The sequence below is a fragment of the Candidatus Woesearchaeota archaeon genome, assembly GCA_003695435.1.
GTDB lineage: Archaea > Nanobdellota > Nanobdellia > Woesearchaeales > UBA11576 > J101.
The window spans coordinates 1-14,106 of record RFJL01000040.1 but is presented as its reverse complement, the minus strand read 5'-3'; the positions used below and the strand labels follow the sequence as shown (position 1 = coordinate 14,106).

The 14,106-nt window shown below is 41.1% G+C and carries 15 protein-coding genes; 8 read left to right on the top strand and 7 right to left on the bottom strand.

What is annotated here, in order from left to right; translation table 11 throughout:
• Positions 1–153: 153 nt before the first annotated feature.
• The 4 genes from D6774_03055 to D6774_03040 form a co-directional block, all read right to left on the bottom strand.
• Complete coding sequence (locus tag D6774_03055) at positions 154–831, bottom strand: HAD family hydrolase (protein RME77888.1); 678 nt, start codon at positions 829–831, stop codon at positions 154–156.
• Positions 832–1,303: 472 nt separating this feature from the next.
• A complete protein-coding gene (locus D6774_03050; protein ID RME77887.1) occupies positions 1,304–3,226 on the bottom strand; it encodes a DEAD/DEAH box helicase in 1,923 nt (640 codons plus the stop codon).
• On the bottom strand, positions 3,223–3,480 hold the full coding sequence (locus D6774_03045) for a hypothetical protein (protein ID RME77886.1): 258 nt from the start codon (positions 3,478–3,480) through the stop codon (positions 3,223–3,225). The genes D6774_03050 and D6774_03045 overlap by 4 nt, the downstream gene beginning before the upstream one ends.
• A 33-nt stretch (positions 3,481–3,513) precedes the next feature.
• Complete coding sequence (locus tag D6774_03040) at positions 3,514–3,747, bottom strand: hypothetical protein (GenBank protein RME77885.1); 234 nt, start codon at positions 3,745–3,747, stop codon at positions 3,514–3,516.
• A 134-nt stretch (positions 3,748–3,881) separates the two neighbouring features.
• Here D6774_03040 and D6774_03035 point away from each other — a divergent pair, with 134 nt between their 5' ends.
• Together D6774_03035 and D6774_03030 are read left to right on the top strand one after the other, a co-directional pair.
• Positions 3,882–5,126 carry a Glu/Leu/Phe/Val dehydrogenase gene (locus D6774_03035; GenBank protein ID RME77884.1) on the top strand — a complete coding sequence of 415 codons (1,245 nt, stop codon included), beginning with the start codon at positions 3,882–3,884 and terminating at the stop codon, positions 5,124–5,126.
• 83 nt (positions 5,127–5,209) lie between these two features.
• The gene (locus D6774_03030) at positions 5,210–6,475 is read left to right on the top strand and encodes a hypothetical protein (protein ID RME77883.1); all 1,266 of its coding nucleotides are present in this window, start codon (positions 5,210–5,212) and stop codon (positions 6,473–6,475) included.
• Positions 6,476–6,610: 135 nt separating this feature from the next.
• Here D6774_03030 and D6774_03025 read toward each other — a convergent pair whose 3' ends face one another.
• Positions 6,611–7,318: an endonuclease III domain-containing protein gene (locus D6774_03025; GenBank protein ID RME77882.1), complete on the bottom strand. Its 708-nt coding sequence runs from the start codon at positions 7,316–7,318 to the stop codon at positions 6,611–6,613.
• Between the two features lie 345 nt (positions 7,319–7,663).
• Here D6774_03025 and D6774_03020 point away from each other — a divergent pair, with 345 nt between their 5' ends.
• From D6774_03020 to rbcL, 3 genes are all read left to right on the top strand, one after another.
• The gene (locus tag D6774_03020; GenBank protein RME77881.1) at positions 7,664–8,959 is read left to right on the top strand and encodes a hypothetical protein; all 1,296 of its coding nucleotides are present in this window, start codon (positions 7,664–7,666) and stop codon (positions 8,957–8,959) included.
• Positions 8,960–9,102: 143 nt separating this feature from the next.
• Positions 9,103–10,521: a pyruvate kinase gene (pyk, locus tag D6774_03015; protein ID RME77880.1), complete on the top strand. Its 1,419-nt coding sequence runs from the start codon at positions 9,103–9,105 to the stop codon at positions 10,519–10,521.
• A 156-nt stretch (positions 10,522–10,677) separates the two neighbouring features.
• The gene (rbcL, locus tag D6774_03010; protein RME77879.1) at positions 10,678–11,976 is read left to right on the top strand and encodes a type III ribulose-bisphosphate carboxylase; all 1,299 of its coding nucleotides are present in this window, start codon (positions 10,678–10,680) and stop codon (positions 11,974–11,976) included.
• Between the two features lie 71 nt (positions 11,977–12,047).
• On the opposite strand, the gene thpR is transcribed toward rbcL, so the two are convergent.
• Positions 12,048–12,554, bottom strand: coding sequence for an RNA 2',3'-cyclic phosphodiesterase (thpR, locus tag D6774_03005; protein ID RME77878.1), 507 nt, complete (start codon positions 12,552–12,554; stop codon positions 12,048–12,050).
• Positions 12,551–13,027, bottom strand: coding sequence for a prolyl-tRNA synthetase associated domain-containing protein (locus D6774_03000; protein ID RME77877.1), 477 nt, complete (start codon positions 13,025–13,027; stop codon positions 12,551–12,553). The genes thpR and D6774_03000 overlap by 4 nt, the downstream gene beginning before the upstream one ends.
• A gap of 64 nt (positions 13,028–13,091) precedes the next feature.
• On the opposite strand from D6774_03000, the gene D6774_02995 reads away from it, so the two are divergent.
• The 3 genes from D6774_02995 to D6774_02985 all read left to right on the top strand — a co-directional run.
• Positions 13,092–13,643: a nitroreductase gene (locus tag D6774_02995; GenBank protein ID RME77876.1), complete on the top strand. Its 552-nt coding sequence runs from the start codon at positions 13,092–13,094 to the stop codon at positions 13,641–13,643.
• A 34-nt stretch (positions 13,644–13,677) separates the two neighbouring features.
• Positions 13,678–13,953: an acylphosphatase gene (locus tag D6774_02990; protein ID RME77875.1), complete on the top strand. Its 276-nt coding sequence runs from the start codon at positions 13,678–13,680 to the stop codon at positions 13,951–13,953.
• Between the two features lie 5 nt (positions 13,954–13,958).
• The coding region (locus tag D6774_02985) for a superoxide dismutase (protein RME77874.1) at positions 13,959–14,106 on the top strand (148 nt) is incomplete at its 3' end.

Here is a 14,106-nt window from a genome sequence, read left to right as displayed (position 1 = left end):
TCAGCCTTTCGCCTACTGCAAAACCCTGCATTTGCTATTATTTTTTGGACTCGTTCTTGCATGAAACGCAAGAAGAAAAGTCGAGTATAAAAGGCTATGCGTATTTTGCGTATAAATCCGTCCTTGAATATGTCTTATGTTCTTCGTGGGGGTTTAGAGTAGAACATTCTTAAGTTCAGCAGGAGTGGAGACGACAAAGTCTGCTACGTCTTCTTCTCCTCCTGATGCATGACCCCAGGTAACGAAGATGGTTTTTGCGCCAAGTTTTTTTGCAGGCTCAAGATCGCTTAGCTTGTCACCTACGACAAAATCAACTTGTTCTAGGTCAAGAAGATTTTCTTCATTTGGTATTCCTAATATAGGAGGTTGTCCACGGATGGTGAACGGAAGGTCGCATCCCGCGATGGCAAGCATCCCTGAGATGATATCTTCTCTTATGCCTGAGACAATGACGATCTTATGCCCCTTTCCTACGAGCTCTTCAAGTACTTCGTGAAGCCCCTGAGGAAAAATATTGTGCCCCTCTTTTTTTGCTACGACATATGCGCCTATTTGAAAAAGCGTTGTTGAAATTTGTTGTTGTACTTGTTCTCCTGTAAGCATCATACGTTCGCCATCATTTTTACGGTATGAAATCTTTGCTGTTGCAGGAAGGCCTGTGAGCTTTTCAACGAACTGCGCGTTTGCTTTGTAAAGTGTTTTGGGATGTGCGTGTTCTTGAGAGGAGGGAATTGAACGATCAATCAGTGATGAGCGTAGTTCATTTGCTTCTTCAATGATGTTTGGTTTTATGAGCGTTCCTGCAAAGTCGAAGATGATGGTTTTGGGCATATCCAGGACGATTTCTTTCTCATTATTATGTGTTGCGTTTATGTTGTGAAAACATATAAATAGTACTTCATTTCATGACGGTATGTAATAAACATATCCCACATATTTTTTTCTCTTATTGATTCTGCCAAGAGCTTTTGCAGTCGACCCTCTTTTTCTCACGGAAGGCGATCACGTTGCTGTTAACATCCTACCTTGGCTAGAGAAGAGAAGAACAACTCTTCAGAAGAATTGAGTACTTTAAGTTTTTTAAGGTCAAGAAGAAACTCGTGACCGCCTCGAGGCAGACTTTGAAGAGGTGGAATCTAAAGCAAGCAATTCTTTTTTGAAGCGATGGCGGATGTTTTTGCAGAAATTTTTGTGGTGAGTGCTATTTGATGTTTTTCACTTTTAGATAAGAGCGTAGATGAGGTTGTGGATGAGAGTGCAGCTGAGGCAGTTGTTGGGCTGTCCTTCTAGTAGGTGTAATACGTTAAAATACTTGTGCTACGAATTCTCTGTCTATTCTTGTTTTGATAACGTTGAGTTTATCAATGAGTTCGTAGTCTGTTGTTGCTTTTTTTATTTGTTCTATGAAGTCAATCATTTGTCTGAAGAAACGAATGATATCTCCTTCTGAAAACGTGGTGAGTTCGAGCAAGTCAATAAACTCACATTGGTCATACCATTTTTTAATGAATGCGTAGAGGAGTGTTGCGTTTTCAAAGGGGAATTTTTTTGAGGTGTACTTATTTGAGTGAATGATGTTGCCTATTTCTTTTCTTATTTTTTTGGGGCAGGCATCTACCCATTCATCATTTTTTCTTGGCTCGTAGATAATTGCTCCGATGAGTGTTGCGATGGTTAAGGGGTCGGCTTCGCGTGCTGGTGTTTCAAAGAAGAGTTCTGTGATGAGCAGTTCGTTTGCGTAGATGTGCGTTGCGAAGAGCCCTTTTTGAGTAAGCGTGTTTCCTTTAAGATAGCCCATTTTTTGGAGGGTTTTTTTCCTGCGATCAAAACTTCTTCGTTGTTGCTCATAGGTGCGGTTTTTTTGAAAAGTGATAAAGGATGATTGAAGAATGGTGTTAATTTCTTCTTCTGTGTAGTGGTGGATCATGTTAAGCACACTGTTGGTGGTAAGTCTGAATTGTGATATTATGGGGTCTGTGTCTGCAGTGGTGAGTTTTTTTATTTTTTTGATGTTTGCAAATCTTCTGTCAATCATGGATATTGCAAGGCCTTCTTTGTCAATGCCTCTTCTCCCTGCGCGTCCTGCAATTTGGAAGTATTCTTTTGAATTAAGATATCTAAAATTTATTCCATCAAATTTTTCAAGCGAGTCAAAGCATACTGTTTTTGCAGGGAAGTTTAGTCCTACTGCGAAGGTTTCTGTTGCGAAGAGGATGGTGAGAAGTCCTTTTCCGAAAAGTTCTTCAACAACGTGTTTGTGTGCTGGAAGCAGACCTGCGTGGTGTATGCCTATTCCTTGTTCAACTACTTGTTTGAGGAGTCTTGTAGATGCGAGTTTCGTAATTTGAGGATCCTGTCCTCTCATGACGCGGTTCCATATTTGGATGATTTGCTGTTTTTGTTCTTTTGATGCGTAGTCATTCTTTTTTGAGAGTTCTTTTGCAAATTCTTCTGTTTTTTTTCTTGAGAACGCAAAGTAAATTGCAGGTGTTTTTTTCTGATGAACAACTTCGTGTATAAGATCTGCAAAGTAAGGAGGGTCTATTTTGAATGATCTCTTTTTTCTTTTTCCTCTGGGAGAGAATTCTGAGGACTTATCAATTTTGATTAATTCTTTGATTTCTTCTAGGGTGGTAATTCCTAGATCTGTATCAAAAAATTTGTGAGTAAGAGGTACCGCGCGAACTTCGTTGCGTACAACTTCTACTTTGTGCTGTTGTGTTTTTTCAATCCATGCTGCAAATTCTTCTGCATTAGGAATTGTTGCTGAGAGGCAGAGGAATCGTACGTGACGAGGTGAGAAGATGATTGATTCTTCCCACACAACACCTCGTTCAATATCATTAATGTAGTGAATCTCATCAAAGATAACATAGCTTATACGCTCAATGCTGGGATCTTTGGTGACAAGCATGTTGCGGTAGATCTCCGTCGTCATCACGAGGACTTCCGCTGCGGGGTTAATTACCACATCCCCTGTGAGAATTCCTACACGATGCTCACCATACTCTTTTACGAATTGTTGATATTTTTGATTGGAAAGTGCTTTGATAGGTGCGGTGTAGACTACGCGTTTTCCTTCTTTGATGTCTTTGTCTATGATGTAATCTGCTATGAGGGTTTTTCCCGTCCCTGTTGCTGCTGAAACAACAACGGAGTGATTTTTGTTGAGAGCATTGATTGCTTGTTCTTGAAAATCATCAAGAATGAATTCTTTGTATTTCATAGTTTGCGCTCACGAATTTTTATGAAGTTCTCTACTATGTCAATTCCTGCATATCCTGCAAGAAGTGCTACTTTCCACTCTTCTGCAATTACCAGGGCTGCAAATACTCCTATTACTGCTGAGAGAATTACCGTCCAGGTGAAGTACCATGTTTCAAAGCGTTTGAATCTCTTTGCACGTATTGCTTTAAGTATGCCTACTGCCGAGCGAGTAAGCCCTCCGAAAAGACCTGCAATGATAATAGGGTAAATCATAAAGATGTTTGATGCTTAGCAATATATAAAACCTCACTGTTTTTCAAAAAAGAGGTTTTTTACCGCTTTGAGTTTTAGAAGGGAGAAGTTACCACACTTCATGCAGTTGAAAAAAGTTCCATATTTTCCCCTCATTGCATCAAGAAAACCTCCACAGGTAGGACACTCAAGATTTATGCAAACAAAGTCTTTGTGTGTTTTACAAACAGGCATTCCTTGTGCGTTAAACGCAATACTTCCTTCCGAGCAAATAACACATTTTTCCATAGTAGTTCATTTGTAATTTTGTTTGTATTGCGTTTTTGTCACCGTTTTTTGTCAATGTAGTCCACTAAGAGTTGGTAAAGACTCTTTAAGACTTCAAACATATCTTTTTAAAGATTGGCTTACTACTAGGTAGTATGGCTAAAAAAATCATTAACAGGCGTAGCGCTGAGTGTGAGGTGTGCAAGGCACAACTTGACCGTGCATTTGAGAAAACCCCTCTTGAACACAGAGAGTTTCTTAATGAGCCTGATCGTATTATCAATGTGACATTCCCTGTTCGTATGGATGATGGGACAATAAGAACCTTTGAAGGGTATCGCATTCAATATAATGATTCTCGTGGACCTACAAAGGGAGGTATTCGCTTTCATCCAGAAGTTGATCTCGAAGAAATTAAACTGCTCTCTTTTCTTATGACGCTTAAATGCGCTCTTGTCAATATTCCGTATGGAGGTGCGAAAGGAGGGGTTATTGTTGATCCTCGTGAACTAAGTGCGAATGAACTTGAAAGAGTAAGTAGAGGATATATTCGTGCAATTGCTCCTTTTATAGGCCCCCACATCGATATTCCTGCGCCTGATGTGAACACGAATAGCACTATTATGGGTTGGATGCTTGATGAATTTGAAAAAATCAACAAAGCAAAAGCGCCAGGAGTAATTACGGGAAAACCTCTTTCCTTGGGAGGTTCAAAGGGGCGAGAGTATGCAACATCTCTTGGAGGAGCGATTGTTCTTAAACACTACCTTAAAGGATGTACTCCTGAATCCGTAACAGTTGCGATTCAGGGATTTGGTAATGTTGGGAAGAATCTTGCAAGAATTCTAAGTGAGTGGGGGTATAAGATTGTTGCCGTGTCTACGTCTAAGGGGGGTGTGTATGTTCCCGCGGGCCTTCCCATGGATAAAATTCTCAAACATCACGAGCAACACAGAGATTTTAGCACTTGTGAAATAGGGCAAAAAATAAGTAATGAAGACCTTCTTGAACTTGACGTGGATGTTCTCATTCCTGCTGCTATTGAAAATGTGATTACCACAAAAAATGTGAAGAACATCAAGGCAAAGCACATTTTAGAGATGGCAAACGCACCTATAACGCCAGAAGCAGACGAACTACTTGACGTGCCTGTTATTCCCGACCTTCTTGCAAATGCAGGAGGGGTGATCGTTTCTTATTTTGAATGGGTGCAGAACATGCAACACTTTTTTTGGAGTGAGGAATTTGTTAATGAAGAGCTTGAACGATTTATCTCTCAAGCATTTTATGACGTTGATGCTAAGTGTAAGGAAGAGGGTTACTCTCTTCGCGAAGCTGCATATCAAATCGCAGTTGAGCGCATTCTTGAAGCGGAAAAAGCAAGGGGAAGACTGGTGTGAACATGTCTCGATTCTGAACGGTCGCAGTGTTACTTTTTGAGGACTACCACGGTTTTAAATAACGGTGTGTGGATTGCCAAGACATGAATAAGTTGCTAAGTTGTCTTGTGCTCTTCTTTCTTGTAGCTTGTATAAGTGGCACGTATAACGAAGAGACCAAAACGCATTTTCCTGATACTGTTGCAGATCAACAAAATAACACTGTTGAATCAAGCACGGTTGAGTCAAGTGTTCAGGGGGAGAATAATCAGCGTTCATCTCCTTTCCCTCACCGAGTTGATGTAGCGTATCTTAAGCAAGCACTTTCAACAAAGCGGTTTGAACCGCTTGACTTGAATAATCAGTATCTAACAGATTTTCATCACGTTAAGGACGGGGATGTTCTTGAAGGGGTTGGTGTTGAACATAACATTGTGTTACATCATCTTAAAGATCCCTTTGTTTCCGAAACGGATTTTGTTGCGCGTATGCAGAGTTGGGATCTTGGCCCACTGTACTTGGTAGATCGTAAAAAGGCTCAAGAATACTCAAAACTCACCACTGCGCTTAGTGCAAAAGAAGTTGAGGAAATCTTTCATAGATACACCTATCAAGAGTACCGTGCAGATTCAAAAAACATCACCACCTACAGCAAACAAGAGACGGTTGGTTCTGCTCTACGTATGAGATTTGAAACCTATGAGACGCTCTCAAAACGATTTACACAATGGGGTCGCCCTGTTGTTGTCTATGCAATTCCTTGTGCTCAAAACCTTGTTGTTTATTTACGCAACCCTTCTGACACCACAAAGTATTCAGGAGATTTTTCAGATATTGAGCGTAACAGGCAAAACTATCTTGACTCCACATTTGGGCAGATGTCTAAAGAGATTCAACGCGTGTACTCTCTTTGCGGGGTGCAAAGTAATGTGAGCTTCGCTCTTCGTCCAAGGGAGGAACTGGTGTCAAAAATTCTTAATGAGCGCGCATTCCTGCGACTTCAATGGCACTATGACCTTACAGTTGATCAGCTCAGGCTTACGCAGAAGAATCTCGCTTTTGATTTTTCATTTTCAAACAAAGACATACGAAAAAAAATTGAAAATGATGAGCGCATTGAATTACGGGTTAAACTCTTTGATGATGAGGGTGATGAGATATCGGGGTCAGATCTTGTGATTAACACGTTTAAAGGAGGGGATCGTAACAAATACACAAGCACCATTTCAAAAGCGCACGAATTTAAAATTGAGAAGGGAGATAATGTTTCCCTTATGTTTATTCCAGAACTTGTAAAATACTCTGATGGGGATGAGCAGTACAGGTATGAGATGAAACCACTTCGTTTTGAAGGAGTGGTTGTTTCATAGTCTCTAAGCAAGTTATAGATTCACGTCTTTTGGGTAGGTTTATTGATTTGAGTTGATTGATTTGCGCATTCTTTTCTCGTTTCTTCTTTGTCAAGCGTCTTCTTTATCAAATCCCTTCTTTGTACAACCTTATTTTCACTTGCCTTGCTGTGTTTTAATTTCAAGGAGGGGATCGCTGTATGGTTTTTTTGCGTACCACCTTTTTGCATGTTCTACGAGAAGAGCGTGCAGTTCCTGAAAAACACGAAAATCAGTTTCAAGTTCTTCTTGTACAGTTGCCTTCACTTCTTCATAGCTTGCACCTGGTGAACTTATCCCTAGATGAGTAAAGATTCTCTTCGTGTAAGCATCAACGACAAATTCTGGTTGAGCATAGGCGTAGAGTAGTATTGAATCCGCAGTTTCAGGACCTATCCCCCATATGTTGAGTAGTTCTTCTCTTTTGGGTGTACGCCCGTTTAGGTGCAAGAAAAACTGAGTGAATATTTTGAGTTTCTTTGCCTTTTGGTTAAAGTATCCTGCAGGTCGAATTGCTTCCTTGAGCGAGGAGTCATCAATCTTGATCATTTCTTGAGGTGTGAGTGTGCAATGTTTTTGCAGTGCGAGCAGTGCTTTTTCAACATTGGTCCAATTAGTGTTTTGAGTGAGTATTGCTCCAACACAGATTTCAAATCGTTGTTGCTCGTTTTTTGGAAAAGAGTAGTCTCCGGGATGGTAACCTTGTATTGATCCTGTTTTTGTAGGGTTTTCGCCTTTGTGCGAGAGCAGTGGCCACCATCCCTGAGGACCATAGGTGCTAAGAAGTACTTCGTACATTTTCTGTATTGTTATGCATTGATTCATGCATTGATTGGAAAGATCTCCAACTCAAAAAACTTCCCCTTTGTTAAAAACATTGTTAAAAACATTTTTTAGACTCTTCATCTTTTGAGTGTTTTAGAAGTTTTTAGGAAGTTTAATTTCGTAGGTGTTTTGAAGAGTACTTGTGGTTTGATTCACTTACCCCATTATTTCGTGTACATCGTCCCCCACCTTTTTCCCCGTATCTTACCTGGATTATCTTGCACAGCCCATTCCAACAACTCCCATCCTAACAACGGTTAAGCAGATTCCCACACCTCTAACACTCCGCAACCTACAACAAGCCCACAACATTTAAAAATAATACGAGGGGGTTTTAAGGGTACTATGGCCATTGAAACCACCTTTATAATTATTGCTGCAATTCTCTTTATTGGCTTTCTTGGAGAACTTATTTTTGAGCGTACAAATATTCCTGATGTTATCTGGCTTTTACTTATAGGGATCGTTATGAGCCTTTTCTTTGATGTTGATGCCAGTGCGTTTTCTCAAGCAGCTCCGCTCTTTACCACTTTTGCGCTCATATTTTTACTTTTTGAGGCAGGGGTCAACATTGATATTAAGAAATTCTTCAAAAGTGCGCCTCAGGGACTTGCTTTAACAGTGTTGAGTTTTTTTGCTTCTTTTGTGATTGTTTTCTTTTTAGGTCTCCTCATCGGCCTTGGCATGGTGCTTTCACTGTTGCTTGCGGCAATTGTTTCAGGAATTTCCTCGGCAGTTGTGTTGCCCGTTATTCGGAATATGGACGTAAATCAAAAAGTTAAACTCTCTATGGTTATTGATTCTGCTCTCTCAGATGTTCTTTGCATTCTTGCAACAGTGACTATTGTTGAGGTTGTAACACGTAACACGTTTAGTGCTGCTCAAGTAACAAACAGCATCCTCTCAGCATTTCTTATTGCCATCACAGTAGGATTGGTTTGCGGTTATGTTTGGTCGCTCATACTCATTAAATGGCTTAAAGCAAGAGGAACATTTCACATACTTACCCTTGCTTGTATGATGGTTGTTTTTTCACTAACACAGATTCTCGGGGCAAATGGTGCAATTGCTGCTTTGGTGTTCGGACTTGTCTTAGGAAATTCTGCAAAGGCAGCAGATCTCTTGCGAGAGAAAATCAACCTCATCACAAAATCGGGAAAAGAGTTTTATGCAGAAATCTCTTTTCTTATTAAGACCTTCTTTTTTGTCTATTTGGGACTGCTCATTGACTTTTCTCAACCACTAAGTTTTTTGTGGGCTTTCATCATCCTTGTGGGACTTTATCTTGCGCGCCCTTTTGCAGTATGGGTTGCGCTCGACAAAAAAACGCCCCTTTCTGATGTGCAACTCGCAGAAGTGCTCATTCCCAAAGGTCTTGCAGCAGCAGTTCTTGTGCAATTGCCCTTGCAAGCAAAGATTCCTGGAGCTGAGAAATTAGTGAACATCGTACTTGCAGTTATTTTATTAAGTATAATTGCGTCCACAATACTGGTTTTCCTAGTACAGAAAGGAACGTACAAGGGCATTTACCCCTTCTTATATGACAAATACAGCACACTTAAAAAAGGATCAACGAAACTACGAAAAAAGGACTCTGCAAAGGAAAGAGTGAACGGCAGAGGTAAGAAACAGCCTGAGTGATTGGGTAACTTGATTTAATAAATTGATGTAACAAGAGTGCGTTAAAAGCATTGACTACCAAAAAAATAATGAGAGACGTATTGATTGGTAACAAGAACCAGTGAACAAAAAACAAAAAATAGCAGCAAGGAGTGACAACAACGATGAAGAAGACAAAAATCATTGCAACATTAGGTCCTGCAAGTTCTTCAAAAGAGATGATCAAGCAACTCCACGAGGCAGGTGTTGATATTGTACGACTCAACATGAGTCATGGAGATCACGACTTTGCAAGAAGCATCATTGAAAACGTAAGGGCTGTGAGTAAGAACATTGCCATTCTTCTTGATACAAAAGGTCCTGAAATTAGAACCAAGGACGTCCTTGAACCTGTTACGTTTAATGAAGGCGCTCTTGTTACTCTTACGTATGGTTCACAGTATTGCACTCAAGACACCATCTACATCACCTACCAAAATCTTCCCAATGAAGTACAGGTTGGAACTACAATCATTCTTGATGATGGCGCGATTGAGCTTCGTGTTGAGGAAGTACGTCCTGATTCTCTTCTCTGCTCAGTTATAGAAGGAGGCATTCTTAAGGGAAAGAAAACACTCAATGTTCCGAATGTGAATATTAAACTTCCTTCTGTTTCTCAAGAAGATTTTGATGATATTAGTTTTGCAATTGAACAAGAAGTGGATTTTATCGCTGCTTCTTTTATTCGATCACAAGAAGATGTCCTTGCAATTCGCAAACTTCTTGAAGAGAAACAATCGAAAATACAAATAATTAGCAAGATCGAATCACGCCAAGGCGTTGAGAATCTTACAGAGATTATTGAAGTTTCTGATGGGATCATGGTTGCACGAGGAGACCTTGGCGTTGAGATGCGTGCAGAAGAAGTTCCCATCATTCAAAAGAAAATTGTTGAAGCATGTAATTTGCATGCAAAACCTGTTATTGTTGCAACGCAGATGCTTGAGAGTATGATTACAGCTCCAAGGCCTACACGTGCAGAAACATCAGATGTTGCAAACGCCATTCTTGATGGAACTGATGCGATTATGCTTAGTGCTGAGAGTGCTGTTGGAAAATACCCTCTTAAAGCAGTTCAAACAATGGTGCGTATCGCCGAGTACATTGAACAGGAGCGAGAAGAGTATCAAAACAAGTTGTTTCACAGAAGCTCTTCTAGGATAACTGATGCGATTTGTAGATCTTCTTTTTACATGGCAAGAGATCTTCACGCAGATTTCATTGTTGCACCAACGATGAGCGGGTACACTGCTCGCAACCTTGCAAAGTTTAGACCTCCCGTGCACATTCTTGCAACAACTCCTGATGAACGATGCGCAAGGCAGCTTAATCTTCTCTATGGCGTGGTGCCCATCGTTTCTGAACACAAAGGAGATCGCAGATCCTTCATTGATAACTCAGTGGGTGAACTTGTGGATAGGGGCTATCTCAAACCTGAACATCTCATCATCATCACAGCAGGAATGCACGTAGGAAAATCAGGATCTACAAACCTTCTTGAAGTTCACAAAGTGGGTGAATTACTACAAACAAACAAAGACTAGAAAACAACAACGAGAAGGAGACGTTGCGAAAAGGTGATTGGAAAATGGTCAAATACAAGAAAGCTGGCAACTAAAAAACACAAAAAAGTTTTTTTCAAACCCAAAGTATTTAAGTGCATTCTACTTCCCCCTCGGTTAAAGAGGTGAATACGTATTATGGCAGGCTATGAAGATTTTGTTGATCTTTCTTACAAACCCTCATCAAAGGATGTTATTGCAACGTTTCGAGTAAAAGTTCCTCGATGGTCATCAAAGAAACGAGCATGGGGTGCGGTTGCTTCCGAAAGCTCTGTGGGAACCTGGGCAGAAACCAAGGCACTCCACTACAAACACGTGCAAAAAGTTGCGGGAAAAGTATTCTATGCAAAGGATGACCATATCAGAATTGCCTATCCTGAAGAGCACTTTGAAGCGGGCAACATGAGTCAAATCCTCGCATCTATTGCAGGAAATGTTTTTGGTATGAAAGCAGTTGATGCTCTGCGTCTTGAAGACATCCAATTCACTAAAAAACTTGTAAGATCATTTAAAGGTCCTGGTGTTGGGAAAGCAGGCATTAAGAAGATCTTCAATAATCCTAAACGACCTATTATGCTTTCTGTTCCTAAGCCCAAGGTAGGTATGACTACTGCTGAGCATTGTGAGATTGGACGTCAAATCTGGTCTGGAGGCCTTGATCTTCTCAAAGATGATGAGAATCTCACCAATCAGCGTTTCAACCCCTTTGAAAAAAGAGTGGAAAAAGCACTAAAAATAAGAGATAAGATAGAACGAGAAACAGGTGAGAAGAAAAGTTATCTTATCAACATTACCGGCCCAACAGTAAAGGAAATGGAACGCCGTGCGAAATTCATCGCAGATCATGGCGGGGAATTTGCAATGATTGATATCATTACCACAGGGTGGGCTGCTGTGAGTTCCATGAGAGAAATCTGTGGAGATTTAGGTCTTGCTATTCACGCCCACAGAGCAATGCATGGCGCTATGACGAGAACTCCCCGGCACGGATTTTCTATGAACTGCGTTGCAAAATGTGCACGTCTTCTTGGAACAGATACTCTACACATAGGAACGGCAAATATTGGAAAACTTGTAGGATCACGTGAGGAAGTAGAACACCTTGAAAAACAATGTACCCTCAAACAGGTTCCAGCATCCAGGAAACTGCACATTCTTGAACAGGATTGGGGATCTAAAAAAGCACTCTTTCCTTGTTCATCAGGAGGCTTACATCCTTTAGTTATTGACAAGGTTATGGACCGCATGGGAACAGATCTTATGCTCCAAATTGGCGGAGGTATTCACGGCCATCCAAACGGTTCTTACGCAGGAGCAAAAGCAATGCGTGAGGCTGTTGAAGCATATCTTGCAGGAGAAAACCTTCTTGATGCTGCAAAAAAGAGCAAGGAATTAGGTGTTGCACTCAAACACTTTGGAAGAAAAGCAGTGAGGTAAACTACCCACTTATACGCTTAGCAAACCTCCCATGAGGTGTTTACGTGCGAAGAGGTGAACCTGCTGGTGCTCTAGTGTGCGTGGAATGTCTTCACTATGTTGTGTATCGCTCCTTGAGAGGTCAGAGTGGATTGTTTAAGGTTAAATGCTGTGCACTCAAACGATGTGTTCAGGACATCCACGCCACATTTTTGGAGTTTTTCTTCAATTCTTGTTGTATATCCCATACGAAGAAGAGTAATGTGAGGGTTAAATGCGATGTGATCATCTTTAAACTGTGGCAACACATTATCAACTGCTTCTTTAAGATGCTCAACACCCTCAACTCCCATCCACAAGCAACGATGTCTAAAATGTCCTACGTGCGTTAGCCTGATGGTAAAGGGTTTGAACCTGATGGTTTGCAACTTCTTTATGATATCTTCTACCTGTTCAATTTCTCCTAAGAATTTCAGAGTTATATGCATGTTTTCTGGTCGCTCAAATTTTCCCTTGAATTCTTTTCTAAGCTCTTCTTGTACTTGTGCGAGTTGATCTTTTACGTTTTGAGGAGGTTCAATATCAATAAAGCATCTCATACAATCACCGTTTCTTGACAGAACATTTCCACGAGTTTGTGAAACTCTTCACGAGTCATTTCAAGTGTTGCTGTGTTTTCATTCGGGTGAAAACCAACAATATCTGCTTCCCACACTTGCTTATCAATGAGAAAGACCACGTCTTTTGCGCTCTCATAGATCAGTGTTAAGGGAGAAACTGATCCAGGTTCTACGTGAAGTATTTGTCGTAAAAGCTCCGCACTACCAAGAGAAAAATGCTTAACCCCTACTTTCTTTGCAAGTGCTTTGAGGTCTGCACGTTGAGTTGAAGGTAACGTGTAGAGGTAGAGCTTTCCCGTCTTCTTAGCCTTAAGAAAAAGATTTTTGCAATGCACTCCGGGTATATCCTTGCAAACCTTCTCAGCAATTTGTGAAGTAAATACTGGCTCATGTTCATGATTCACATAGTGAATGTTGTGCTCTCTAAGATATTGTTCTACTTCTTCCTTCATCTCACTTCACATGATGTACATGCGTGCAACAAATTTAAAAAGATACCGCGCTTGTAGAGAGATTATGAGAACCAAGGAGTACAATTGTGATGATCTTTTCGTCAATCGTTGGTCTCCTCGCACATTTACCGGGGAGAGTATCAGCGACGAGCAACTCATGGCACTTTTTGAGGCAGCTCGTTGGGCTCCTTCGAGTTTTAATGAACAGCCCTGGAGAATTATTTATGCAAAACGTGACACTCCTTCATGGGATAAGCTTTTTGACCTTCTTGCTGAGCCGAATAAGGCATGGTGCAAACATGCTGCGGCTCTTTTTGTCTTCGTTTCATCTGAGCACTTTACTCACAACAATAAACCCAACCGAACACATAGCTACTGTACAGGTGCTGCGTGGATGAGTTTTGCCCTGCAAGCCTCCCTTATGGGTCTTGCAGCGCACGGTATGGCCGGATTTGACTACGATCGTGCAAAAAAAGAACTTAACATTCCCGACGGGTTCTGTGTTGAGGCAATGGCCGCAGTGGGGGTTGTTCCACCCACAACGAGCGAGGAAAAAACAGATCGTAAACCTGTCAAGGAATTTATTTTTGAAGGTTCAATGAAAGAACATAGGTGAACTACCGATTCAACGCGATTACATACAGGCGAACATGAAAAAAGAACTTCACGTTATCATCAAGGGCATTGTGCAGGGCGTTTCTTTTAGGGCTGCTCTGCGTGATCATGCACAATCACGACGAGTAACGGGATGGGTGCGCAATAACCCTGATGGAAGCGTGGAAGCTGTGATGCAAGGAGAGGAGGAAGCCTTGCAAAAACTCTTACTCTTTTGTACCATTGGTCCTTCTGGCGCTCGAGTTGAAAGCGTTGAGAAGACCTGGAGAACACCCACAGAACAGTACGAAACATTTGAAATACGGAGGTAATACCAATGACACACGAACTACCACAACTACCTTATGCGTACGACGCACTTGAACCGCACATTGATGCGCGAACAATGGAGATTCACCACACCAAGCACCACCAAGGATACGTGGACAAGCTTAACGCAGCAATTAAAGGAACAGACCTTGAGG

Excerpts from the sequence above, each read along its gene's own strand:
- D6774_03055 (RME77888.1), bottom strand. The coding sequence starts at position 831 with ATGCCCAAAACCATCATCTTCGACTTTGCAGGAACGCTCATAAAACCA.
- D6774_03050 (RME77887.1), bottom strand. The coding sequence starts at position 3,226 with ATGAAATACAAAGAATTCATTCTTGATGATTTTCAAGAACAAGCAATC.
- D6774_03045 (RME77886.1), bottom strand. The coding sequence starts at position 3,480 with ATGATTTACCCTATTATCATTGCAGGTCTTTTCGGAGGGCTTACTCGC.
- D6774_03040 (RME77885.1), bottom strand. The coding sequence starts at position 3,747 with ATGGAAAAATGTGTTATTTGCTCGGAAGGAAGTATTGCGTTTAACGCA.
- D6774_03035 (RME77884.1), top strand. The coding sequence starts at position 3,882 with ATGGCTAAAAAAATCATTAACAGGCGTAGCGCTGAGTGTGAGGTGTGC.
- D6774_03030 (RME77883.1), top strand. The coding sequence starts at position 5,210 with ATGAATAAGTTGCTAAGTTGTCTTGTGCTCTTCTTTCTTGTAGCTTGT.
- D6774_03025 (RME77882.1), bottom strand. The coding sequence starts at position 7,318 with ATGAATCAATGCATAACAATACAGAAAATGTACGAAGTACTTCTTAGC.
- D6774_03020 (RME77881.1), top strand. The coding sequence starts at position 7,664 with ATGGCCATTGAAACCACCTTTATAATTATTGCTGCAATTCTCTTTATT.
- pyk (RME77880.1), top strand. The coding sequence starts at position 9,103 with ATGAAGAAGACAAAAATCATTGCAACATTAGGTCCTGCAAGTTCTTCA.
- rbcL (RME77879.1), top strand. The coding sequence starts at position 10,678 with ATGGCAGGCTATGAAGATTTTGTTGATCTTTCTTACAAACCCTCATCA.
- thpR (RME77878.1), bottom strand. The coding sequence starts at position 12,554 with ATGAGATGCTTTATTGATATTGAACCTCCTCAAAACGTAAAAGATCAA.
- D6774_03000 (RME77877.1), bottom strand. The coding sequence starts at position 13,027 with ATGAAGGAAGAAGTAGAACAATATCTTAGAGAGCACAACATTCACTAT.
- D6774_02995 (RME77876.1), top strand. The coding sequence starts at position 13,092 with ATGAGAACCAAGGAGTACAATTGTGATGATCTTTTCGTCAATCGTTGG.
- D6774_02990 (RME77875.1), top strand. The coding sequence starts at position 13,678 with ATGAAAAAAGAACTTCACGTTATCATCAAGGGCATTGTGCAGGGCGTT.